Source organism: Ruegeria sp. BHSC276, from assembly GCF_059612945.1.
The window spans coordinates 1-21,350 of the sequence record NZ_JBXWRP010000005.1 but is presented as its reverse complement, the minus strand read 5'-3'; the positions used below and the strand labels follow the sequence as shown (position 1 = coordinate 21,350).

The window sequence follows — 21,350 nt, the reverse complement described above, 5'->3', positions numbered from 1 at the left end:
ATGTTGGAAAACGTGTCGGGCCTAGAACGCGCTGACGTCCTGCCAACCGCGACTGTCGGCTGAGGCCAGAGCTGCGGCCAACACCCGGTTGACCTCGTGCCCGTCCCGGAAGGTCGGCCAGATGTTCCGGCCGGAGTGAATGGCGGTCAGAAAATCCTTGGCCTCGATGATGATCTGATCCTGATATCCGGTGCCGTGGCCGGGACCCTGGCAAAAGGGCTCATAATCGGGATGCGCCGGACCGGTCAGGATCTTGGTGAAACCGCGCTGGGCCTCGGGGCCTTCGCGGCGATAGAGCCACAGGGCGTTCTGATCCTCCTGGTCAAAACGGATCGCGCCCTTGGTGCCTGAGATCTCGTAGGCATAACCCATCTTGCGGCCGGTCGCGATGCGGCTGAAATAAAGGTTCCCCATGACGCCGTTTTCAAACCGGCACATCATCTGGGCTTGATCGTCATTGGTCACCGCGCCGCCCGGGCGGGTGTGGTGAACGGTTTCCACATCGGCCATAACCTGCGCGATCGGCCCAACCAGAGCCAGCGCGCCATTGACCATGTGCGGCGCCAGATCACCGATGGTGCCGTTGGCCATACCGGTCGTGCGCCAGGTCGCCGGGGCCTCGGGGTCGGCATAGAAATCCTCGGTATGTTCACCGCGGAACCATGTGATGTCGCCAATCGCGCCGTCGGCGATCAGCTGGCGGGCAAACTGGCTGGCCGGGGTGCGGATATAGTTGAACCCGACCATGTTGACGGTGCCCGAGGCCTCGGCCGCCGCCACCATGGCGCGGCTGTCCTCAAGCGACGCGCCCAGCGGTTTTTCGCACAGCACCGGCTTGCCCAGCGCCAGCGCCGCTTCCGCGATCTGCCGGTGCGTGGATTGGGGCGATGCGATCACGACGGCCTCGACCGCCGGATCTTTGACCAAGGCCTGCCAGTCGGCTGTGGCACGGCGGAACCCGTAGGCGGCGCGGTAGCGTTCGGCGCTATCGGGGCTTGAGGCGCAGATCATCTCGAGCCGCGGTCTGAGCGCGGTGTCGAACACGGCGCCCACGGCGGACATGGCCACCGAATGGGCCTTGCCCATATAGCCGCCTCCGACGATTCCAATTCCGATTTCTGGCATTTTGGGCGGCTCCGAACATACTGATTGCAACCGGTTGCAAAATCAGTATCGTGAGAATCGATCCAATGCAAGATCCATCGGATCGGCGGGTCAAAATGCCTGGGAGGAACAGTTTGAGTCACTTGATCGACGGAATCAAAGGAAACCGGTTTGCCGTTTTCGGCCGGGCCGGCATGGACCTGTTCGCCGATCCGGTCGGTGTCAAAAGCGAACATGCCGACATGTTTCGCGCCGATCTGGGCGGCTCGTCCGCGAATATCTGCGCAGGTCTGGTCAAGCTGGGCAGCCAGGCGTCGCTGATCACCTCCGTCTCGGATGACGCGGTAGGTCGGTTCTGCCTGAACAAGCTGCACCACTACGGCGTGGACACGTCCTACATTCGCGTCGTCGGCGGTGAATACCGCACGTCTCTGGCCGTCTATGAAAGCTGCATCGAAGACTTTCAGAACGTCATCTACCGAAACGGCGCCGTCGATTTCCAGGTCACCGAAGATGACATGGAGCGAGTCGACTATGGCCGCTTCAGCGCAGTAATCTCGGCCGGAACCGTGTTTGCCGCCGAACCGTCGCGCAGCGCCACGTTCCGCGCCTTCGACACCGCGCGCAAGGCTGGCCTGCCGGTGATCTTCGACATCGACTACCGGCCCTACAGCTGGCCCTCGGCGCAGGTCGCCGCGGATGTGCTGTCGCGCGCGGGCGAGGCCAGCGACATGATCGTCGGTAATGACGAAGAGTTCGGCTTCATGGCAGGCGGGATCGAGAAAGGCTTCCGGAAAGCCTGCGATCTGGCCGAGAAACCCGGCCGCATCGTCATCTACAAGATGGGCGAAAAGGGCGCCGTCACCCTGACCGACGGGCAAGAGATCCACACGGGCATCTACCCGGTCACCGCCGTCAAACCCAACGGCGCGGGCGACAGCTTCATGGCCGGGCTGCTGGCCTCGATCGCGGCAGGCCATTCGCTGGAACAGGCGGTGTTGCGCGGATCGGCCTGCGCCTCGATCGTCGTGTCCAAACCAGGCTGCGCGCCCGCCATGCCAACCACCGAAGACCTGGACGCTTTCGTTGCGTCCCACCCCGGCCCCACCCCGGCCGGATAGGAGAGCCCGATGCACATCCCCCCGTTCGACAACCAGAACAAACCCATCGTCGATGTCGATGACCCAACCGTGCCGCTGAACTATTTCAACATCGTCAAGTTGAAGCGGGGCGAAGCTTTTGAATATCAGGTCCCGGGATACGAGACCTGCATCGTGCCCGCCACCGGCAGCGTCGACGTGGATGTCGAGGGCGTGAACTTTGCCCATCTGGGCAACCGGGGCGAGGATGTCTGGGACGGCGAGCCCGAGGGCGCCTATGTCCCGTCGGGGGCCCGGGCGCAGATGGTCTGCGTCTCGGATACGGCCGAGGTGTTCGTGGCCGGCGCAAAGTATGACAAGGTGCTGGACCCGTTCGACGTGCGCGAGCACGACTTGGTGCAATATGGCAGCGACGACACCAAGACCCATCGCAAGATCAAGCATATCCTGGGTCAGAAACAGCATGACAAGGTCGGCCGCCTGCTGGTGAGTGAGCTATTCACCGTGGGTCAGGGCGGCTGGTCGGGCTTTCCCAGCCACAAGCACGACACCAACCGCCTGCCGGACGAGACCCGGCATGACGAAACCTACAATTTCCGTTTCAAACCCAACTGGGGCTCGGGCCTGCAGATGTTGCAGCGCGAGGACAACGAACCGGGCGATGCCTATCACATCGTCGATGGCTCCACGATCTGCATCGACAAGGGCTATCACCCCTGCTGCGTTCTGCCGGGATATGAGATGTATTACTTCACCATCCTCGGCGGGCTGACCCAACGGTCGCTGGTGCAGTATTTCCAACCCACCCATGCCTATCAGATCGAGACGATCCCGGGCATCAAAGACATGATCGCCAAATTCAAATGACCCTCGCTACGCTCAAAGACGTCCTGCAACCCGCCTATGAACAGGGCTATGCCGTCGGCGGCCTGGTGACGCTGGGCTGGGAGGACATGCGCGCCTATGTCGCCGCGGCCGAGGCCGAAAACGCCCCGGTGATCCTGCAGGCCGGCCCCAGCTGCCGCGAACACACGCCGCTGCCGATCCTGGGCAAGATGTTCCGGTATCTGGCCGAGAACGCCTCGGTACCCGTCGTGGCGCATCTGGATCACGGCTATACGTTCGAGGATTGCAAGATCGCGCTGGACAGCGGGTTCACCTCACTGATGTTCGACGGATCGCGTAAGCCGCTGCAGCAGAATATCGACGAGACCGCCGCGATTGCCGAAATGGCCCGCGCCGCGGGTATCTCGTGCGAGGGCGAGATCGGATTCGTCGGCTATTCCGGCGGCGAAGGCTCGGCCGGGACCGACCCGGACGAGGCAGCCACCTTCGCCGCCCAGACCGGCGTGGATGCGATGGCGATCTCGGTCGGAAACGTCCACCTGCAGCAGAACAAGGAAGGCGGGCTGGACGAGGACCGCATCCGCCGGATTCAGGCCGTGACCAACGTGCCGCTGGTGATCCACGGTGGATCAGGTGTGCCGGTCGAACAGCGCGCGCGGCTGGCGCGTGAAACCGCGATCTGCAAGTTCAACATCGGGACCGAGCTGCGCATGGCCTTCGGTGCCGCCCTGCGCGAGGCCGTGAACCGCGACCCCGACCGGTTCGACCGGGTGACTATCCTGAAGGAAACCCATGACCCGGTTGAGGCTGCTGCCCGCACCGTGATCCGCGCCTTTGGTGCGCCGCCGCAGCGGTGACGCTCAGAGCGTGAATGCCGACCGGAAGGCGTCCAGCGCGTCTTCCGGATCGCCTGAGGCAAAGGCTTCCATCCCGACAGGGCCACGATAGCCTAGGTCGTTCAATGCACGCGCCACTGTGGCATAATTGATCTCGCCGGTCCCGGGCTCGCAGCGGCCGGGATTGTCGGCCACCTGCACCTCTCCGATCCAGGGCAGGCATTTTTCACACCAGCGGATCAGGTCCCCCTCGCCGATCTGGGTATGGTAAAGGTCGAGATTGATCCGCAACTGCGGACGATCAACCGAAGAAACCAAGGAAAGCACGTCCGCCGTTGACCCAAACGGACAGCCGGGATGGTCTAGCAGATTCAGGTTTTCAAGCGTGAACACCACATCGTTGGCCTCGGCCAGATCGCAGATGCGGTTCAGGGTGTCCCGAGCCTTGAGCCACATCGACCCTGTGACCACGTCATGCTGCCAGATCGGGATTCCGCCATCGCCCAGACCGGTGCCATGCAGGTTCAGACGTGCAACGCCAAGTCGCTTGCCGACCTGAATTGTTTCGGCGGCCGAAGCCAGCAGCATATCGGCCCCGTCATCATCAGCCAGCCGCCCCCGAAGATAGCCGTTCATGATGGTGAAACTGGCGCCGGTTGCGATCAGCTTGTCAATATCGAGATCCGGCCAGTTCCACAGCCCGACGCCGAACCCCAACTCGGCCAGCCGGGCGGCGCGCCATTCCATCGGCCTGTCCAGCCACAGCATCTCGGCACAGGCCGCAAGTTGAAACGGTTGAGGCATTGATTTCGCTTTCGGCATGAAAGTACTCAGATCGAGCCGCCCTCGACCATGAAGTTCCCGGCACTGCACATGGCCGCGTCGTCCGAGGCCAAAAACAGCACCATCCGCGCCACATAGACCGGGTCGATCGGGTCGGGCAGGCATTGGCGGTCAATCTGTTTGGCCAGCGCTTCGGGGGTGACCCACAAGTCTTTCTGGCGCTGGGTCATGATCCAGCCGGGCACGACCGTGTTGACCCGGATCCGGTGATCGCCCAGTTCCCGCGCCATGGTGCGGGTCAGGCCGTGCACAGCGGATTTTGCGGTGGCATAGGCGGGAAAGCCCGCGCCGGCCTCCCACCACGAGTTCGAGCCGATATTGATGATCGACCCCGCGCCCTTGTCGATCATGCCGGGCGCCACGGACTGGATGGCAAAGAACATATGGCGGAGGTTGGTCGCCATGCGCTCGTCCCAATAGTCCGACGTTACCTCGCGCCAGTCGTGCCGGTCGTCATGCGCGGCGTTGTTGACCAGAACGTCCGCCGCGCCCAGCGCGCCCGCCAGCTCGTCAAAAGCGGACCGCAGCGCCGCGATGTCGCGCAGGTCGCAGGCGGCAAAGGCGTGGGTTCCGTCCAGTTCGGCCAGCAGCGCATTGCCGCCCTCGGCGTTGATGTCAACAAAGCCGACCTTGGCCCCCTGTTCGGCAAATCCGCGCACGATCTCGCGCCCGATGCCCGAGGCTCCGCCGGTCACGAACACCGTGCGCCCCTTCAGGCTGGGATAGATGGCAAAGGCCTTGGTCATTTGTCGCGCTCCATGATCCATTCGACTTCGGGCGCCGGAACGAAACGCCATTTGCGCAGCGGCCCGGCCATGACGTTCAGGTAATACATCTCGAACCCATAGGGCGCCCCGCAGGGGTGGTGCCCGCGCGGCACCAGTACCACATCGCCATCGGACACGGCCATGGTTTCGTCCAACTGACCGTCATCGGTATAGACGCGCTGGATGCCAAAGCCGCTGGCCGGGTTCAGGCGGTGGTAGTAGGTCTCTTCCAGATAGGTGATGCGGGGATAGTCATCCTCGTCATGCCGGTGGCTGGGGTAAGATGACCAATGGCCGCTGGGGGTAAAGACCTCGGTCACCAGAAGGCTGTCGGCATAATCTTCGGCCTCCATCGCGATGTTGTTGATGTGGCGCGTGTTCGTTCCCTTGCCGCGCTCAGTCAGGGTGATGCCCTCGGGCCCGATCCGGCGCGGGGCATGGCCGCCCTTGCCCGGGGCCGAGCACACGGCGATCACGCAATCGGTTTCGGCCGTGGCCTCCCACTCGGTGCCGTTGGGCAGGTACAGGCAATGGGGCGGAGATTTTTCGAACACGTTCATCCGGTCGCCCAACACGCCCCAATCCTGCCCGGCGCCGGTGATCCGGGCCTTGCCCTCGACCATCACCAGAATGACCTCGCGGTCGCCGGTGACCTCGGCGGCGCGGTCGCCCGCCCACAGGTGAAAAAGACCAAAGCCCACATAGCGCCAGCCGGCGCTGGCGGGCGTGATGTCATGCACCTTACCATGGGTTCCGAACGGTTTTCTCAGAAGTTCTGCCATCGGTTTCACCTGTGTTGGGGCAGCACCGGCCGCCCGGGTTCCCTCATGCCGCCTGCCGCAACCGCAGCGCGTCCAGCGCCTGTTCCAACTGCGCCTGCGTCCAGCTTTCCGACACCGCCCGGCGCAGGATGTCCGCCTGGCTGGGCGGAGCGTTCCCACCTATCGGCGGATCGGTATCCAGATTGGTCGGAAAGGGATAGCCTTCGGCCGTGGCCGCGATTGCGGCGCCGATGCGGGCATCATCCAGATCGCCGCGCTGTTTCAATGCCACCAGCGCGGGGAATACGGCCAGACACATCGCCTTGCGATCCACAGCTTCCATCGCGCGCCCGAAGGCCGACGAAACCTGCAACAGGTTGGCCATCCGGTGGATGTCGGCGCTGCTGTTTTCGCCGGCGGCATGGAACAGCGCCGGGTTGAAGAACACCGCATCGCCCTTGGCCAGCGGCAACTGGATGCAGGCCTGTTCGAAATGCGCCCGATGCGCGTCGTCGTGGAATGCGACATAGCCGGGGCCATAAAGCTGCGAGAACGGCAACAGTTTGGTCGGGCCACTTTCGATGGGCATGTCGCAATGGGCAACCGCGCCCTGCAGGGTCAGCGCGGCGGTGACCATATGGGCATGCGACGGGAACTGCGCTGCCTTGTCGGCGGTCTGGAACCCCAGGTGATAATCGCGATGCGCCTGCTGCGCCTTTCCACCCGGCCGCACCTGGTTTATCTGCGCGGTCATCTGGTAATCGGGACCCAGCCAAGCCTCGCAGGCGGCGGCAATCGCCGTGTTGCCGAAATAGAGCGCAAAGCCCTCGGGGTCGCGCAGGCACTGCTTTTGCAGCGCGTTCCACACCCTGTCATTCGCGCCCGAGGCCGCAAAGTGATCGCCTTCGCCGCCACCGGCCTGACGCTCATCTTCGATGATCCGGCGAAACACCTCGGTTGCCCGGTCGATGACCGTGGTATCGGCATAGGCGCCTTTCAACGCGATCACCCCGGCAGATCGGCCCAAAACCCAGCCCCATTCCGCCAGCAGGGCGCGCCGGGCTTCGGGTGTTTCCAAGGCGGGCCGCAGCGCGTGCATGTCATAGACCGGCACGTTCTTTTCCACCGCGGCCGCGTGGGGTACCTGCTCGGGCCGCAGACTCTGCGAGGTCAGCGCCTTGAATTCGTCCAGATCACAGGACTCACGACCGAAATAGCCGACGAAACCAGGTTGCTGACGGACCATGAAACGCTCCTTTCCCATGGCGGCGCCCCGGGGGGCGAAAGATCAGGCCGTGATCGTCAAGCCGGCCTGACCGCAGACCTCGACGATGTGGTCATAGCCCATCTTCGAGTATTCATAGGGCGGGGCCTTGGCCGGGTCCTGCTCGGCCTCGACCACGATCCAGCCTTCGTAATCCATGGCTTTCAACGCATGGGCGACCTCCTGAAAGTCGATGCAGCCATCGCCGGGAACCGTGAAGGCCCCCGCGATCACCGCATCCAGGAAACTGCGCCGGTTGCCGCGGGTGTCGCGCACGATGCCGGGGCGGATGTCCTTGAAATGCACATGATGCACCCGGTCGCCCCAGCGGTTCAGCGTGGCCAGCACATCACCGCCGCCGAACAGCAGATGCCCGGTGTCAAAGCACAGTTTCACCTCCGGCCCGGATCCGTCCATCAGCCAGTTCACGTCATCTTCGCTTTCTATGATCGTGCCCATGTGGTGGTGATAGGCCATCGGCATGCCCTGATCGGCCATCCACTTGGCCAGTTCGGTGATCTTGGCGCCATAGGCTCTGATCTCGTCCTTCGAAAGCTGCGGGCGGTCATTGACCGGGGTGCCGATCTGGCCCTGAACCGTGTTCGAGCATTCGGCATAGACGATGCAGGGGCTGCTCAGCGCCACGAACTGTTCGACCTGCGCGCGCACGGCGTCGCGTTCAGCGGCGAAATCGTTGACCAGCGAATTGCCCGAACACCAGCCACCGCACAGGGCAATGTCGTTGCCTTCCAGATAGGCGCGCAGCCCCTTTGTGTCGGCGGGCATACGCTGCCCGCGCTCGACCCCGGTATAGCCGATCTGACGCGCCTCTTTCAGGGCCTGTTCCATCGTGAACGCCGCCGTCAGGTCGGGCAGGTCGTCATTTTGCCACGCAATCGGAGAGATGCCGATCTTCACGCTCATTTGGTGTTTCTTTCCTTGATAGCAGCCTCGTAGGCTGCGCGTTTTTCATTCACTTCGGGGCGGGTGCTGACCTCGGGCACCGCCACCTCCCACCACGTACCGCCATATTCGGTCGAGGGGTACGGGTCGGTGTCGATGACGATCACATAGGGGCCTTTTACGTCGCCGCGTTTGGCCAGCGCCTCTTCCAGCTCGGCGATCGAGCCGACCTTGACCGAGGTCGCCCCCATCGCCGCCGCGTGGGCCGCAAAGTCGATGGCCGAGGGCGTCTCGTGCACCGCATGGTCCAGCAGGTTGTTGAACTCGGCCCCGCCGGTGCCCATCTGCAGCCGGTTGATGCAGCCAAAGCCCCGGTTGTCGGTGATCACCACGGTGAAGGACACGCCCATCATCGCTGCCGTCGCCAGTTCCGAGTTGGCCATCATGTAGGTGCCGTCCCCGGTGAAACAGATCACGTCCCGGTCGGGCTGGGCCATCTTGATGCCCATGGCGCCGGCGATCTCGTAGCCCATGCAGCTGAAGCCGTATTCCATGTGATAGGCCCCCGGACGCGGCGCCTTCCACAGCTTGTGCAGCTCGCCCGGCATGGTGCCGGCGGCGCACATCACCACCGTGTCGTCATGCGCCGCGCGCTGTACCGCGCCTACCACCTGCATGTCGGTGGGCAGCGCGTTGGCGTCGCCCGGCGCATCCGTCAGCGCATCGACCTTGGCAAACCACTCGGCCTTGAGCGTGTCGGGAACCGGCTGGGGGCGATAGCCCTGCAGGGCCGCACCCAATTCCTCGATCCCGACCCGCGCATCGGCCAGCAGCGGCATCGCGCCGTGTTTCGCGGCGTCATAGGCGGCGGTGTTCAGGCAGACCATCTTGCGCTCGGGGTTGGAAAATAACCCCCAGGACCCGGTGGTGAAGTCCTGAAACCGCGTGCCGATACCCAGGATCAGATCCGCCTCGGCGCACACGGTGTTGGCGGGTTCGCCCCCGGTCACGCCGACCGGGCCCAGGTTCAGCGGGTGATCCCAGGCCAGGGCCGATTTGCCGGCCTGCGTCTCGGCCACGGGGATGTTGTGGGTCTCGGCAAAGGCCTGCAGCGCATCGATCGCGCCGGAGTAATGGACACCGCCGCCGGCCACGATGATCGGGCGTTTGGCCGACCGGATGGCCTCGGCCGCGCGGGCCAGCTCGCTTTCGTCGGGGCGGATGCGGCGCTGGTGCCAGATGCGCGGCTCGAAGAAGCTGAGCGGATAGTCATAAGCCTCGGCCTGCACGTCCTGGCAAAAGCCCAGGGTCACCGGCCCGCAATCGGCCGGGTCGGTCATGGTGCGGAAGGCGCGCGGCAGGACAGTCAGCAGATGTTCGGGCCGGGTGATCCGGTCGAAATAGCGGCTGACCGGGCGGAAACAGTCATTGGCGCTAACGGTGCCGTCGGTGAAATCCTCGATCTGTTGCAGAACGGGGTCAGGGCCACGGCTGGCGAACACATCGCCCGGCAACAGCAGCACCGGCAGGCGGTTCACATGAGCCAGCGCGGCGGCCGTGACCATGTTGGTCGCCCCCGGCCCGATCGACGAGGTGACCGCCATGGCCCGGCTGCGCCGCATCTGCTTGGCATAGGCGATCGCGCAATGGGCCATGGTCTGTTCATTGTGACCGCGATAGGTGGGCAGGCTGTCGCGCACGCCGTAGAGCGCTTCGCCCAGACCGGCCACGTTGCCATGGCCGAAAATCGCCCAGACACCGGCGATGAAGGGCTCGCCGTCTTCGTTCATCTGCGCGCCGAGGTAACGCACCAGGGCCTGCGCCGCGGTCAGTCGGATTGTCTTGCTCATCATGATCCCTTTCAGAACGAGGCCGCCGTGGGCAATCAGTTGCAATCATTCTGTCGTGAAAGGATCCGACACGCCCACCACCCAGACCGGGTGGCCCGGCCTGCCGGACCCTGGTGATACTGGCGCCCCCCATGATGCGGGACACCGGGGAGAATCCTTCAGACGGTGCCGCCCAGCGACCCTTCCAACTCGGCCATCTCCTGCCCGCCGGCCATCATGTCCTGCAGCTCTTCGGGCGAGATCTCGCCGCGCCGGGCGGTGCCCAGCGTCTTGCCGCGGTTCAGAACCGTGAACCGGTCGCCCACGGCCAGCGCGTGCCGGACATTGTGGCTGATGAAGACCACGCCGATACCCTGGCTGCGCACCTTGTCGATGGTGGCCAGCACGTTCGAGGTCTGCCGCACGCCCAGCGCCGAGGTCGGTTCGTCCAGGATCAGGATCTTGGCGCCGAAATAGACCGCTCGGGCGATCGCCACGGTCTGGCGCTCGCCCCCCGACAGGGTGCCTACCGCCTGATCGGGGCCACGCAGGTTGATGCCCATCTTGCGCATCTCTTCCATGCAGACCTCGTTGGCGTGCTCGATGTCGAACCGTTTCAACAGGCCTTTCCCCTTGGTCGGCTCGCGCCCCATGAAGAAATTGCGCGTGACGCTCATCAGCGGGATCATCGCCAGGTCCTGGAACACGGTGGCGATGCCCGCCTCCATCGCGTCGCGAGGCGTGTCGAAGGACATCGGCTGACCTTCGAAATAGATCTCGCCCTTGGTGGGTTTGTGCACGCCCGACATCGTCTTGATGAAGGTCGATTTGCCCGCCCCGTTGTCACCCAGCAGGCAGTGGCATTCACCCGGTTTGACGTCGAAGCTGACGCCCGCCAACGCGATGATATTGCCGAAATGCTTTTCGATGTCCTTCATTTCGACGATCGGGGCCACATCCCTGACCGCGTCGCCGTGATGGAACTTGGTATCTTCGGTCATGTCAGCGCTCCCCGGTTACGCGTTTGCGGATCGCGTTGTTGAACAGAACGGCGATCAGCAGCATCGCCCCCAGGAACACCTGGAACCAGTCCTGATCGAAATCGGTATAGGTCAGGCCGATGACCACCATGCCGAAGATGATCGCCCCGAAGAACGCTCCGATGGCCGAGCCATACCCGCCGGTCAGCAGACAGCCGCCGATCACCGCGGCGATGATCGCCTCGAACTCCTTCTGGAAGCCGCGCCGCGCGTCGGTCGAGCCGGCGTCGATCACGGTGATGATCGCCACCAGCGCGGCGCAGCAGGCGGTCAACATGAACAGGGATATCTTGACCCGGTTCACCGGTACGCCCGAGTTCGACGCGGCAACCCGATCGCCGCCCGAGGCGAAGATCCAGTTGCCGGCCGGAGTGCGCAGCAGAACATAGGTGGCGGCGATGGCGAAGGCCACGAACCACAGGATTTCAACCGGGACACCCGGCACTTTGGGCGCGCCGCTTTTGAAAGTGTCGATCAAGCCCTTTTCGGCCAGCCAGGTGAACAGGCTGCCGAAGGCTTCGCCGGAAAAGAACGGCGCGAGCCAGTCATTTTCGACCTGGTCGCGCACTCCGCGCAGCTGGGTCGACCCGCCAGTGGCGGCTTTGAGCCCCACCAGGGACAGGCCACGCAGAATGAACAGAAACGCCAGCGTCACGATGAAGGATGGCAGGCCCGAGCGGATGACGATGGTGCCGTTGACTGCCCCGACAAAGGCCGCAAAGGCAAACGTCATCGGGATCGCGGCCGCCAGCGGCAGTTGCCAGGTCACCACGCAGACCCCGAAGAACAGGCCGGCAAAGGCCACCATGGAGCCGATCGACAGGTCAAACTCGCCCCCGATCATCAGCAGCGCCGCGCCGATGGCCAGAATACCCAGTTGGGCGGCCGGGGTCATGAAGTTCATGATGCCGGCAAGCGTGAACATCGATTCATCGGCCGTGATGGCGAAGAAGATGAAGACAAGGATCGCCCCTGCAATGGCCCCCAGTTCGGGCCGCTTCATCAGCTTGGTCAGGAACGGTTCCTTTTTGATCCGTTCGTCCACCGCCACTTGTGCAGACTCGGTCATGGTTTCCTCCCGTTTGGCAGGGGCGGCGCCCTAACGCCGCCCCGATTTTCAGCCCGCCTGTATCAGCGGATGCCCTGAGCGGACAGCTCGACCACCTGACCGGCCTTGTCGGCGGTGATCAGGTTCGGACCCGAGGGCACGTTGCCGCCCGGCATCAGGCCGTACTTGGCGTTCAGCGCCATGAATACGACCGGCAGATAACCCTGCAGATACTGCTGCTGGTCCACCGCAAAGGCCGCGTCACCGTCGACGATCGATTGCAGGAAGTTGGCCGACAGGTCGAACGAGGCCACGTTCACGTCGCGCCCCGACCCTTTGACGGCGGCCACGGCGGGCTCACCGGCCGAGCTTGCGCCCAGCGCCATCACGGTATCGACGCTTTCATCCGCAGCCAGAGCCGCCGACACTTTCGACTCGATCTCGGACGGGTCGTTCGACGTGGGCAGAACGGTCACGTTGCCACCAAAGCCCTCGGTGAAACCGGCGCAGCGCAGGTCCAGCGCGACGTTGCCGACTTCGTGGTTCACACAGATCGCATTCTTGCCGCCCATTTCGGCCAGCTTCTCACCGGCGGCCTTACCGGCGTCGAACTCATCCTGGCCGACATGCAGCGCCGCGCCCAGCTCCTTGGACACGTCCGAGCCCGAGTTCATCGAGATCACCGGGATGCCCGCGGCAACCGCGCGTTCGATCGAGGGGCCAAGCGCGTCGGCATCCGGGATCGAAACGATCAGCCCGTCGGGTTCCTGGTTCACGGCGGCGTCGATCAGCTGCGACATGGCGACCATGTCGAAAGTTTCGGGCGCGCGGTATTCGACGTTCACGCCCATGTCCTTGCCGGCCTGCTCGACGCCGTTCTTGACCACGTTCCAGAACGCGTCATTCGCCTGGCCGTGCGACACGACCACGATATCCTGCGCAAAGGCCGGAGTGGCCAGCGCCAACGCGCCGGCGGCGAGCGCCCCTTTGAAAAATTTGTTCATTACGTTTCCTCCCACTAGGACAGATCATTTCCTTGTCCGGGTCTCAGGACCCTTTCATTCGACCGAGGCCGAATCTCTGCCGTCCCGTAGCGCTACGAGACCATTTCAGTTTCCGCATCTGGCGTCATTTTGCAACCGGTTTCAAAAATTCCTCCAATCGGACCGGCGCGCCGGTCCGCGCCGAGCGGGTCGCGGCCTCGGCCATCGCCAGCGCGGCGACCCCGTCTTCCAGGGTGACCGGCACCTGGCTTCCGGTGGTAATCGCCGTCACGAACGCATCCCATTCGGCGCGATACGCCGCCATGTAGCGTTCGAGAAAGAAATAGGTCGGTTTGGCACTGAGGACGCCAGCGGCGGTTGATTTGACGACCGTGTGTTCCAGAACGTTCTGCGCCTGCAGCAATCCGCCCGAGCCCAGAATTTCAACGCGCTGGTCATACCCATAGACCGCGCGGCGCGAATTCTTGATGACCGCGATCCGCCCATCCGCATAGGTCATGGTGACGACAGCGGTATCGACATCACCGGCTGCGGCGATTTCCGGGTCGACGACCGAGGTTCCGACCGCCGAGATGGTGTCGGGCAACGCACCCATCATGTAGTTGGACAGGTCGAAATCGTGGATCATCATGTCCCGGAACAGCCCGCCAGACACTTTGATGTAGCCGACCGGCGGCGGCGCCGGATCGAACGAGGTCACGGCCAGCAGTTCGGGCGCACCGATCTCGCCGTCCTGCAGCGCGGCCTTTAGAGTCGCGAAATTCGGGTCGAACCGGCGGTTGAACCCGATCATGACGGGTTGCCCGTTCTGCGCGGCGACGCGCTGACAGGCCATGGCGCGGGCCAGGTCAAGGTCCACCGGCTTCTCGCACAGCACCGCCTTTCCCGCAGCGGTTGCGGCCTCGATCAGGCCCGAATGGGTATCGGTCGGCGTCGCGATCAGGACCGCGTCGATCTGCGGGTCCGCGATGATGTCGTCCGAACGGCGCATTTCGGCACGATGGGCCGCGGCCAATGTTCGGGCGTTGTCCTCGATTGCATCCGAAACCGCGGACAGGACACTGTTCGGGTGCTGCGAGATGGTCCGCGCATGAACCTGCCCGATACGACCCGCCCCAAGCAATCCGACCCTGAGCATTTCGATCCCCCCAGATTAGAAATCTGAGGGGACCATGTTATTTTTTGCAACCGGTTGCAAGCCTTTTCTTCGGGGTGGCGTGCCACAAGTCACGGCGGCAACCGGACAAGCGCCAGGCGCGCTGTTGCAATACAGCCTACCGCGACAGACAGTCGGCCAAAGTCTGCGCCATGTAGCGGATCGTCTGCGGATACAGATCCGCGCCCGGCTCAAGATTCGCCCCCAGCGGGTCTATGACAGCAGTCTCGGCCGTTGACCCCTCCAAAACGGTTGCGACGAGACCTGGGTTGAATTGCGGCTCGGTCAACACGCAATCGACGCCTTCGTCACGAATGCGCGCCCGGATTTCCGCAAGTCGCGCCGGCGACGGGTCGGTCGCGTCGCTGATCGAGATCGCACCGGAGGCCGGGAAATCGAACGCGTACTCGAAATACTGATAGGCATCGTGGAACACGACGAACCGCCCGCCCCGGACCGGCGCAAGCATGGTGGTCAGTTCATCGGTCAGAGCCGACAGATCCTCTTGCGCAGCTGCGGCGTTGGCGTAGTAGGTGCCTGCATTCTCGGGATCGGCCGCCGAAAGCTGTGCTGCGATCAAGGTCAGCCAGTTTTGGGCGTTTTGCGGCGACAGCCAGGCGTGCGGATCATGCGCGCCATGTGCATGACGATGTTGGTCCGCGTGGTCATCGTCATGCTCGTCCTCGTGGCCATGGGCATCATGGTCGTCGTGCTCATGATTGTCGTGATCCGCATGGTCGTGCCCTTCATGGTCAGCATGATCATCGTGATCGGCATGACCATCATGGTCGTGTGCTTCGAACAAAGCCCCTTCGCGGATGTCCAAAAGATGCGTGCTATCGGACTCCAGCAGGGTGGTCACGGTCGCCCCGCCCGCCAGCGAATCGATCGCACCTTCCAACCAGGGGGTCAGATCTTTTCCCATCCAGAACACCAGATCGGCCTCTTGCAGCGCGGCGGCTTCGGACGGACGCAGATTGTATTCATGGGGCGAAGCGGTGGGCGGCACGATCAGGTCAGGGCTGCCCACCCCGGCCATGACCCGCACCACCAGCGAATGGACCGGCGCAATATCGACAGCCACGCGGGGCACATCTGCCATGGCCGCGCCCCCGAGCAAGACCGCGGCGATCGTTTTCAAGACAAGCGTTCTGGACATCGGACTCTCTGTGTGATTTTATAACATAGCGAGCGACATACATGATATGAAATAACATGACAAGTGATCCGCAATCCCTGCCGTCCGACCACACGGCCCCGGTCGGCTTTCGCGCACATGACCATGACAGTTGCGTTGAAACGGCCCTAGCCGCGGCCGAAGCACGGTGCAAGGAACGTGGGCTGCGCCTGACCCCGGTCCGGCGCAAGGTGCTCGAGATGTTGTTGCAGGAACATCGCGCGATGGGCGCCTATTCCATTCTGGATCGCCTGCGCGAAGCGGGATTCGGTTCTCAGCCACCTGTGGCATATCGGGCGTTGGAATTCCTTGTCAAAAACGAGTTCGCCCACAAGATCGAACGCCTCAACGCGTTTGTCGCCTGCTCGCATCCCGGGGCCACCCATTCGCCGGCCTTCATGATCTGTCGAAAATGCGATGCGGTCGCCGAGGCACAGGCGGCAACGGCAAAGGGAGGTTTGGGCGCCGCCGCCCGCGCGGCAGGGTTCGAAATCGAACGCACCGTGGTGGAAGCCGAAGGCTTGTGCCCGGATTGCACCGAAAAGGCCCAATAATGCCCCTCGTAACCGTTGAACACCTCAGCCTGCGCTACGGCGCCAACACCGTTCTGCGCGACGTGGACATGGTGATCGAACCGGGCGAGATCGTCACTATCGTCGGCCCCAACGGGTCGGGCAAGACCAGCCTGTTGCGGGCCGTTATCGGCGCGGAGAAACCAAGCTCCGGCCGGGTAATCCGCAAGCCCGGCCTCAAGCTTGGCTATGTGCCACAAAAGCTGCATATCGACCCGACACTGCCGATCTCGGTCGAACGGTTCATGCGCCTGACCCACCCGGTGACGCACAAAGACTGCGTCGCGGCCCTGAACCGCGCCGGTGCGCCCGACCTGATGAAGCGCCAGATGTCGCAGCTGTCCGGCGGGCAGTTTCAGAGGGTTCTGCTGGCGCGCGCGCTAATCGACCAGCCCGATCTCCTTTTGCTTGACGAAGCGACCCAGGGCCTGGACCAACCCGGCTCGGCCGCCTTCTATCGTCAGATCGAGGAGGTTCGTAGGGAAACCGGCTGCGCCATTTTGATGGTCAGTCACGAGTTGCACGTGGTCATGAGCGCCTCGGACCGGGTCATCTGTCTCAATGGGCACGTGTGCTGCGCGGGCTCTCCGGCGGTGGTGGCCTCGGCACCGGAATACCGGGCACTGTTCGGAACGGGCACCGGCGGCGCGCTGGCCTTGTACCGCCACGACCATGACCACGCCCATGACCAATGCGACACCACGCGAGAAGCTGCTGAATGATGCTCGATGATTTCATGATGCGCGCCACGCTCGCGGGGGTAGGCGTCGCCTTTGCCGCGGCCCCTTTGGGATGTTTCGTCGTCTGGCGCCGTATGGCCTATTTTGGGGATGCGACCGCCCATGCCGCGATTCTGGGCGTGGCGCTTTCATTGGCATTTCAGATGTCGGTCTTCACCGGCGCCCTGGTCGTTGCTCTGCTGATGGCCCTGACGGTCACCATGCTGTCACGGCGCGGCTACGCGATGGATACGTTGCTGGGCGTCATGGCTCACTCGGCGCTGGCTTTCGGGTTGGTGGCGGTGTCCTTCCTGTCCGGCGTACGAATCGACCTCATGGCGTATCTCTTCGGCGACATCCTGGCAGTGTCGCCCGCGGATCTGGCCGTGATCTGGGGCGGGGCCGCTCTTGTCGTCGCGCTGATCGGCTGGCGCTGGTCGCGGTTGCTGACGGCGACATTGAACGAGGATCTGGCCTATGCCAGCGGATTCGACCCAAGGAAGGAACAACTGATTCTGACGATTGCTCTGGCCGTGACGGTGGCGGTTGCCATCAAGGTCGTTGGCGTGCTGTTGATCGCAGCGATGTTGATCGTTCCGGCCGCTGCCGCCCGCAACCTTGCGCGATCGCCCGAAGCCATGGCCTTGACCGCAGCGGCCATTGGTGGGGCGTCAGCAGTTGCCGGACTTCGTGCCGCCTATATGGCGGACACGCCGGCAGGCCCGACGATCGTCTGTGTGGCAGCCCTCGTTTTTGCTTGCCTGAGCTTGTTCGCACCGAACGTTCAGGGCCGCCGCTAGGATCCCGAGTCCCAACGGGTCTTTTCGTTTGGGGCCGATCCGACTGCCTTGGCGTGCCACTTCGTGGTGGTCCGGTTTGATTGTTAGTTCATCGTGGGCCTTGCGACCATCGGGACGACGCTTTGGGGCGCGGTTGGGCGTTAGCCCAATGCGCTGTGCGGCCTGACGGTGTTGTAGTGTGTGCGCCAATGCTCGATCAGGATTTGAGCTGCCCGAAAGGTGTAGAACAACTCGCCATTCAGCAGCTCCTCCCGGAACCGCGCGTTGAAGCTTTCACAGTATCCGGTTTCCCAGGGTGATCCCGGCTCGAAATAGGTCGTCTTTGCCTGGACCGCCGCGATCCAGTTCCGCACCTTCTGCGCGATAAGTTCCGGGCCATTGTCGGATCTTGTATATTGGGACGGTCCGCGCAGTATGAACAGGTCCTTCACCGCAACCAGTACGTCCGTGGAGTTGAGTTTGCGATCCACGCGGATCATAGCGCCCGTATTGATCGGCCAACTCGATGATGTCGTCCGCTAGACGACGTTGCTCATGGGCACAGCCTTGGGGCACTTCGCGCTGGGTGGATCGGTGCTGACCGAGCGTGCGACAGGCGCGGCGCTCAGACACGCCAAGCTCCCGCCGCACATGGTCGATGCATTTCCGACGACGCGAAGGCCGCAGAAGTTTCCCTTCGCAACTTCCGTCAGAACGAGATTGTCCAGCGTCTGGTCGGATATTTGCCAAGAGGGTAAACGTGATCCGTCGCGAAACCCTCTATGAGCATTTCCTCTGTCCCGTGGCGCGTCGTCGCCGCTGAGAGGCCTCGGGGCTGGACGTAATTGATTGAACCCTTTGAGGAGCGGAGGGACGCGCTTTCAGCGCCATGTCGCATATAAAAGCCGCGCTGAGGGCGGCGCTAGCGTATTGTAATATATGTTGGAATTTGGTTGCGGGGAGAGGATTTGGCCTATACCGAACGTTAACGGAACTATTAATCTAAGAAGCCATCTCTACGCATTCCCTGTCTGTTTGAAATAATGGCCGTTTTGGACTAAAAAGTGACAATCAAGAAACCCGTTTCAAGGTCCGCACTGAGCCCTTACGGACATGATCCAGCTCTGACGCTCGCAGATGCGGCGTAAAATCGACTGAAGCTTTCAGCTGCGCCGCAAAAAATGCGGTCGTTCATGATGACCGCACCGAGTTCCCGGGCATCAATGTCCGAGTTTCGGACCAAACGGACCTTCATCCATTCCGTCTCAATCGGCGCGATAGCGGCTCAAACTGGTCATTGATTTCAGGCGCAGAGAAGTTCCGTTTCGAGCCCTTTTGTGACCGATGCTGCGCCACGCACTAAGGTCTGAGATGGGTCTATTTTGTTGAAAAACTTGCCCTTGATCGGAACCGAAGTCGCTGATTCAATTTCCGTGTTAGATGGGGGATTGAACGATGATGGGACCGAGGCAGGAAGCGCAGGCATCACTGTTCTATGAGTTCTCATTCGAAGATCACGTGCCTCAGGGCCATTTGTTGCGGTCGATTGACCAGTTTGCCGATCTGAGCAGCATCCACGCCCACCTGGCGGATTGGCTTTTCACACGCCGTTCGCGGTGGCCCGCCAATGCTGCAGAAGAAAAGAATGAGGTCACTCAGGTGCAGTGCAGCTTTTCTTCTCAAGACAACGGTTGTGTTGTATGGCGATTTCTCAAGTCGATCACATCCCCAAGAGCACGCGGGCAGCTCGGGCCAGCACCATCGGGTCGAGGTCAGTGCGTGCCACTGCCGGCGGCGGGTCCACCCGCCCTGTCAAGCTCGACACGGCAGCGCGCGCGGAGCGCACAGAATACTCCACTGTGAAAACGCAATCCCGTGGCAGCTCGCAATATTGCCCGATCACCGCAAAGTTCCGCGCGCCAATCGGGCGCACATCGGGACGATCTCCTGGGCGACGCGGCATGAACTGGCTGGTAATGAACGGCATCCGACAGGGCAGTACGCGCGCGCCATCGAACCATGCCTTTTGCGCATTGTTCAGCCTCAGATGACAGGAGAGCTCGGAGATGATCTCATCACCCGTGGCCTCCCACATGGGTTTGTGTACGAAATCGCCGGAACGTTCACCCCGCAGCCCATAGCCCCAGAACGTGTATGTGCCATGTTTCTGACCGCGAAAGTGGGGCTGGTGAAAGAGCACGATGGAAAGGGTCCAGGCAGAATCGGCAAAGGTGACAAGTCCTCCGGTTCCGGTCCGATTGTTGGTGTAATCCTCCATGAACTCAAAGAAATCCGGACCATCCAGGGTGGCGGTGAAGGAATGCCACGCGGTCTTGCCGGTGTCGCTGCAGAACGCCTCGGGATGGCCAAAGCCTTCATGTTGCGCCGCGAGCTTGCGCCAAAGCAACCAGGCGCCGCCCTCTCTATCCTCCAAGGATGGTGCGCGGTTATTTGAACCCATGACAGACGAGTCAGTCATGGAGCCGAGAGTCAGATAGACGCGATCAGATTCGGTTATCGGTGCCGTAGTGCCATCCGCAAACTCCAGAGCGGTGACGCGGCGGTCCCGCCTTGCACCCTCAATCCTCACATCGACGACTTGCGCGCCGATGGCGATATGAACCCCCCTGTCTTGCAACCAGGTCACGATAGGTGCAATCAGCGAGTCGTACTGATTGTACCGAGTGCGCAAGATCCCGGAGATCCGGGTGAAGCCGGGAAACAGGTGGATGAACCGCCGCAAGTAGCGCCGCATCTCGCTTAGCGCGTGCCAAGGCTGAAACGAGAACATGGTGGACCACATCAGCCAGAAATTGCTTTCAAAGAAGGATGGCTTGAACCAGTCGTCGATTCTCTGGGAGCCCAGGCTGCGTTCCGAATGCAAGATCAGACGGTTGATATCGATGATGTCACGGGCTTCGAGCGTAAGGTCGTAGCGATCCGCAGCCGGTTTTCCGTCACGCACAAGGCGGCAGTTGGAGGATCCTGTCACCATGCCATTGAAAGCCAAGATGTCCTCGGTGACGGAGACGTTGGGGTCGTCCACTGAAGGAATGGTGTCCAGAAGGTCAAAGGTGCAAACGAAATGCTCTTCGAACATCCGACCGCCGCGGATCAGGTATCCATCCGCAGCGTTACCAGACCCGTCGAGAGACCCCCCGGTTACGTCGAGCTGTTCATAAATTCGGACTCTTTCGCCTTCGACACCCGCGTCCCGGACAAGGAATACGGCCGCTGCCAACCCGGCAATACCGCCACCCACAATATGGTGCTCTACATGTGGTACGTCGGCAGGCATGGCGTATGGCCCTTTCGTTGTGGACAATGCTCTTGTGGCACAGTTCCCGTGGCATGGCGTTGTCCCAAATCAAGGCAAGGCGCCTTGAAGCGAGCAGGCGCAGCGAAAGTCCCCTATCCGGAACTTAGTTCCCTTTCTCGTGTGATGCAGCATCCGCTTTGGGTTCGAAGCAGTCGTTGCTTGAATTCAACTCAAAGTCTGCTCTGCGGGCGATACAGACTTAGAATGTCTCTGTCGCTACGCGTTATGTGTGCACCTTAGAAAGGTTGAGCAGACTTTACATCACAGTGAAGGATTTTGCGAC

Annotated in this window: 19 protein-coding genes and 2 pseudogenes; 7 read left to right on the top strand and 14 right to left on the bottom strand. The window is 62.5% G+C overall.

What is annotated here, in order from left to right; translation table 11 throughout:
* Nucleotides 1-21 precede the first annotated feature (21 nt).
* Nucleotides 22-1,125, bottom strand: coding sequence for a Gfo/Idh/MocA family protein (locus tag AC2FMD_RS09120; protein ID WP_496743257.1), 1,104 nt, complete (start codon nucleotides 1,123-1,125; stop codon nucleotides 22-24).
* Between the two features lie 95 nt (nucleotides 1,126-1,220).
* Between AC2FMD_RS09120 and AC2FMD_RS09115 the strand changes: the two genes are divergently transcribed.
* The 3 genes from AC2FMD_RS09115 to AC2FMD_RS09105 are packed head-to-tail and all read left to right on the top strand — an operon-like array spanning nucleotide 1,221 to nucleotide 3,907.
* Nucleotides 1,221-2,225 (top strand): PfkB family carbohydrate kinase, encoded by a 1,005-nt coding sequence (locus tag AC2FMD_RS09115; RefSeq protein WP_496743255.1) that lies wholly within the window; start codon nucleotides 1,221-1,223, stop codon nucleotides 2,223-2,225.
* Between the two features lie 9 nt (nucleotides 2,226-2,234).
* Complete coding sequence (locus AC2FMD_RS09110) at nucleotides 2,235-3,071, top strand: 5-deoxy-glucuronate isomerase (protein WP_496794949.1); 837 nt, start codon at nucleotides 2,235-2,237, stop codon at nucleotides 3,069-3,071.
* Nucleotides 3,068-3,907: a class II fructose-bisphosphate aldolase gene (locus tag AC2FMD_RS09105; protein ID WP_496680561.1), complete on the top strand. Its 840-nt coding sequence runs from the start codon at nucleotides 3,068-3,070 to the stop codon at nucleotides 3,905-3,907. Before AC2FMD_RS09110 ends, AC2FMD_RS09105 begins: the two co-directional genes overlap by 4 nt.
* 3 nt (nucleotides 3,908-3,910) lie before the next feature.
* On the opposite strand, the gene AC2FMD_RS09100 is transcribed toward AC2FMD_RS09105, so the two are convergent.
* The 11 genes from AC2FMD_RS09100 to AC2FMD_RS09050 all read right to left on the bottom strand — a co-directional run bounded on the left by AC2FMD_RS09100 (nucleotide 3,911) and on the right by AC2FMD_RS09050 (nucleotide 15,660).
* Nucleotides 3,911-4,690, bottom strand: a complete 780-nt coding sequence (locus AC2FMD_RS09100; protein WP_496680563.1) for a TIM barrel protein — start codon at nucleotides 4,688-4,690, stop codon at nucleotides 3,911-3,913.
* A 26-nt stretch (nucleotides 4,691-4,716) separates the two neighbouring features.
* Nucleotides 4,717-5,475 (bottom strand): SDR family NAD(P)-dependent oxidoreductase, encoded by a 759-nt coding sequence (locus AC2FMD_RS09095; RefSeq protein ID WP_496712578.1) that lies wholly within the window; start codon nucleotides 5,473-5,475, stop codon nucleotides 4,717-4,719.
* A complete protein-coding gene (gene iolB, locus AC2FMD_RS09090) occupies nucleotides 5,472-6,278 on the bottom strand; it encodes a 5-deoxy-glucuronate isomerase (RefSeq protein ID WP_496743252.1) in 807 nt (268 codons plus the stop codon). Before iolB ends, AC2FMD_RS09095 begins: the two co-directional genes overlap by 4 nt.
* A 43-nt stretch (nucleotides 6,279-6,321) precedes the next feature.
* Nucleotides 6,322-7,503 carry a phytanoyl-CoA dioxygenase family protein gene (locus tag AC2FMD_RS09085; RefSeq protein ID WP_496743251.1) on the bottom strand — a complete coding sequence of 394 codons (1,182 nt, stop codon included), beginning with the start codon at nucleotides 7,501-7,503 and terminating at the stop codon, nucleotides 6,322-6,324.
* Nucleotides 7,504-7,545: 42 nt separating this feature from the next.
* Nucleotides 7,546-8,445, bottom strand: a complete 900-nt coding sequence (gene iolE / locus AC2FMD_RS09080) for a myo-inosose-2 dehydratase (protein WP_496743249.1) — start codon at nucleotides 8,443-8,445, stop codon at nucleotides 7,546-7,548.
* A complete protein-coding gene (iolD, locus tag AC2FMD_RS09075; RefSeq protein WP_496712573.1) occupies nucleotides 8,442-10,274 on the bottom strand; it encodes a 3D-(3,5/4)-trihydroxycyclohexane-1,2-dione acylhydrolase (decyclizing) in 1,833 nt (610 codons plus the stop codon). Before iolD ends, iolE begins: the two co-directional genes overlap by 4 nt.
* Nucleotides 10,275-10,432: 158 nt before the next feature.
* Nucleotides 10,433-11,254, bottom strand: a complete 822-nt coding sequence (locus AC2FMD_RS09070; RefSeq protein WP_496712572.1) for an ATP-binding cassette domain-containing protein — start codon at nucleotides 11,252-11,254, stop codon at nucleotides 10,433-10,435.
* 1 nt (nucleotide 11,255) lies between these two features.
* The gene (locus AC2FMD_RS09065) at nucleotides 11,256-12,362 is read right to left on the bottom strand and encodes an ABC transporter permease (RefSeq protein WP_496680574.1); all 1,107 of its coding nucleotides are present in this window, start codon (nucleotides 12,360-12,362) and stop codon (nucleotides 11,256-11,258) included.
* A 62-nt stretch (nucleotides 12,363-12,424) separates the two neighbouring features.
* Nucleotides 12,425-13,345 carry a sugar ABC transporter substrate-binding protein gene (locus tag AC2FMD_RS09060; protein ID WP_496680575.1) on the bottom strand — a complete coding sequence of 307 codons (921 nt, stop codon included), beginning with the start codon at nucleotides 13,343-13,345 and terminating at the stop codon, nucleotides 12,425-12,427.
* Nucleotides 13,346-13,469: 124 nt separating this feature from the next.
* On the bottom strand, nucleotides 13,470-14,483 hold the full coding sequence (gene iolG, locus AC2FMD_RS09055) for an inositol 2-dehydrogenase (RefSeq protein WP_496743246.1): 1,014 nt from the start codon (nucleotides 14,481-14,483) through the stop codon (nucleotides 13,470-13,472).
* Between the two features lie 136 nt (nucleotides 14,484-14,619).
* A complete protein-coding gene (locus AC2FMD_RS09050) occupies nucleotides 14,620-15,660 on the bottom strand; it encodes a zinc ABC transporter substrate-binding protein (protein WP_496743245.1) in 1,041 nt (346 codons plus the stop codon).
* Nucleotides 15,661-15,716: 56 nt separating this feature from the next.
* Here AC2FMD_RS09050 and AC2FMD_RS09045 point away from each other — a divergent pair, with 56 nt between their 5' ends.
* From AC2FMD_RS09045 to AC2FMD_RS09035, 3 genes are read left to right on the top strand one after another with little or no spacing between them, the layout of a single operon-like run.
* The gene (locus AC2FMD_RS09045) at nucleotides 15,717-16,232 is read left to right on the top strand and encodes a transcriptional repressor (RefSeq protein ID WP_496687419.1); all 516 of its coding nucleotides are present in this window, start codon (nucleotides 15,717-15,719) and stop codon (nucleotides 16,230-16,232) included.
* Nucleotides 16,232-16,972 (top strand): ATP-binding cassette domain-containing protein, encoded by a 741-nt coding sequence (locus tag AC2FMD_RS09040; RefSeq protein WP_496687417.1) that lies wholly within the window; start codon nucleotides 16,232-16,234, stop codon nucleotides 16,970-16,972. Before AC2FMD_RS09045 ends, AC2FMD_RS09040 begins: the two co-directional genes overlap by 1 nt.
* Nucleotides 16,972-17,769 (top strand): metal ABC transporter permease, encoded by a 798-nt coding sequence (locus AC2FMD_RS09035; protein WP_496794991.1) that lies wholly within the window; start codon nucleotides 16,972-16,974, stop codon nucleotides 17,767-17,769. The genes AC2FMD_RS09040 and AC2FMD_RS09035 overlap by 1 nt, the downstream gene beginning before the upstream one ends.
* A 140-nt stretch (nucleotides 17,770-17,909) precedes the next feature.
* Here the strand turns inward: AC2FMD_RS09035 and AC2FMD_RS09030 are convergent.
* A pseudogene (locus AC2FMD_RS09030) lies at nucleotides 17,910-18,491 on the bottom strand (integrase core domain-containing protein); the annotation flags it as partial.
* 712 nt (nucleotides 18,492-19,203) lie between these two features.
* On the opposite strand from AC2FMD_RS09030, the pseudogene AC2FMD_RS09025 reads away from it, so the two are divergent.
* Nucleotides 19,204-19,344: pseudogene (locus AC2FMD_RS09025) on the top strand (IS5/IS1182 family transposase); the annotation flags it as partial.
* Nucleotides 19,345-19,468: 124 nt separating this feature from the next.
* On the opposite strand, the gene AC2FMD_RS09020 reads toward AC2FMD_RS09025, so the two are convergent.
* Complete coding sequence (locus AC2FMD_RS09020) at nucleotides 19,469-21,046, bottom strand: oleate hydratase (RefSeq protein ID WP_496713638.1); 1,578 nt, start codon at nucleotides 21,044-21,046, stop codon at nucleotides 19,469-19,471.
* Nucleotides 21,047-21,350: the final 304 nt, after the last annotated feature.

What these genes read in the sequence shown, in the direction of transcription:
- AC2FMD_RS09120 (WP_496743257.1), bottom strand. Translation starts at nt 1,125, where the DNA reads ATGCCAGAAATCGGAATTGGAATCGTCGGAGGCGGCTATATGGGCAAG.
- AC2FMD_RS09115 (WP_496743255.1), top strand. Translation starts at nt 1,221, where the DNA reads ATGCCTGGGAGGAACAGTTTGAGTCACTTGATCGACGGAATCAAAGGA.
- AC2FMD_RS09110 (WP_496794949.1), top strand. Translation starts at nt 2,235, where the DNA reads ATGCACATCCCCCCGTTCGACAACCAGAACAAACCCATCGTCGATGTC.
- AC2FMD_RS09105 (WP_496680561.1), top strand. Translation starts at nt 3,068, where the DNA reads ATGACCCTCGCTACGCTCAAAGACGTCCTGCAACCCGCCTATGAACAG.
- AC2FMD_RS09100 (WP_496680563.1), bottom strand. Translation starts at nt 4,690, where the DNA reads ATGCCTCAACCGTTTCAACTTGCGGCCTGTGCCGAGATGCTGTGGCTG.
- AC2FMD_RS09095 (WP_496712578.1), bottom strand. Translation starts at nt 5,475, where the DNA reads ATGACCAAGGCCTTTGCCATCTATCCCAGCCTGAAGGGGCGCACGGTG.
- iolB (WP_496743252.1), bottom strand. Translation starts at nt 6,278, where the DNA reads ATGGCAGAACTTCTGAGAAAACCGTTCGGAACCCATGGTAAGGTGCAT.
- AC2FMD_RS09085 (WP_496743251.1), bottom strand. Translation starts at nt 7,503, where the DNA reads ATGGTCCGTCAGCAACCTGGTTTCGTCGGCTATTTCGGTCGTGAGTCC.
- iolE (WP_496743249.1), bottom strand. Translation starts at nt 8,445, where the DNA reads ATGAGCGTGAAGATCGGCATCTCTCCGATTGCGTGGCAAAATGACGAC.
- iolD (WP_496712573.1), bottom strand. Translation starts at nt 10,274, where the DNA reads ATGAGCAAGACAATCCGACTGACCGCGGCGCAGGCCCTGGTGCGTTAC.
- AC2FMD_RS09070 (WP_496712572.1), bottom strand. Translation starts at nt 11,254, where the DNA reads ATGACCGAAGATACCAAGTTCCATCACGGCGACGCGGTCAGGGATGTG.
- AC2FMD_RS09065 (WP_496680574.1), bottom strand. Translation starts at nt 12,362, where the DNA reads ATGACCGAGTCTGCACAAGTGGCGGTGGACGAACGGATCAAAAAGGAA.
- AC2FMD_RS09060 (WP_496680575.1), bottom strand. Translation starts at nt 13,345, where the DNA reads ATGAACAAATTTTTCAAAGGGGCGCTCGCCGCCGGCGCGTTGGCGCTG.
- iolG (WP_496743246.1), bottom strand. Translation starts at nt 14,483, where the DNA reads ATGCTCAGGGTCGGATTGCTTGGGGCGGGTCGTATCGGGCAGGTTCAT.
- AC2FMD_RS09050 (WP_496743245.1), bottom strand. Translation starts at nt 15,660, where the DNA reads ATGTCCAGAACGCTTGTCTTGAAAACGATCGCCGCGGTCTTGCTCGGG.
- AC2FMD_RS09045 (WP_496687419.1), top strand. Translation starts at nt 15,717, where the DNA reads ATGACAAGTGATCCGCAATCCCTGCCGTCCGACCACACGGCCCCGGTC.
- AC2FMD_RS09040 (WP_496687417.1), top strand. Translation starts at nt 16,232, where the DNA reads ATGCCCCTCGTAACCGTTGAACACCTCAGCCTGCGCTACGGCGCCAAC.
- AC2FMD_RS09035 (WP_496794991.1), top strand. Translation starts at nt 16,972, where the DNA reads ATGCTCGATGATTTCATGATGCGCGCCACGCTCGCGGGGGTAGGCGTC.
- AC2FMD_RS09020 (WP_496713638.1), bottom strand. Translation starts at nt 21,046, where the DNA reads ATGCCTGCCGACGTACCACATGTAGAGCACCATATTGTGGGTGGCGGT.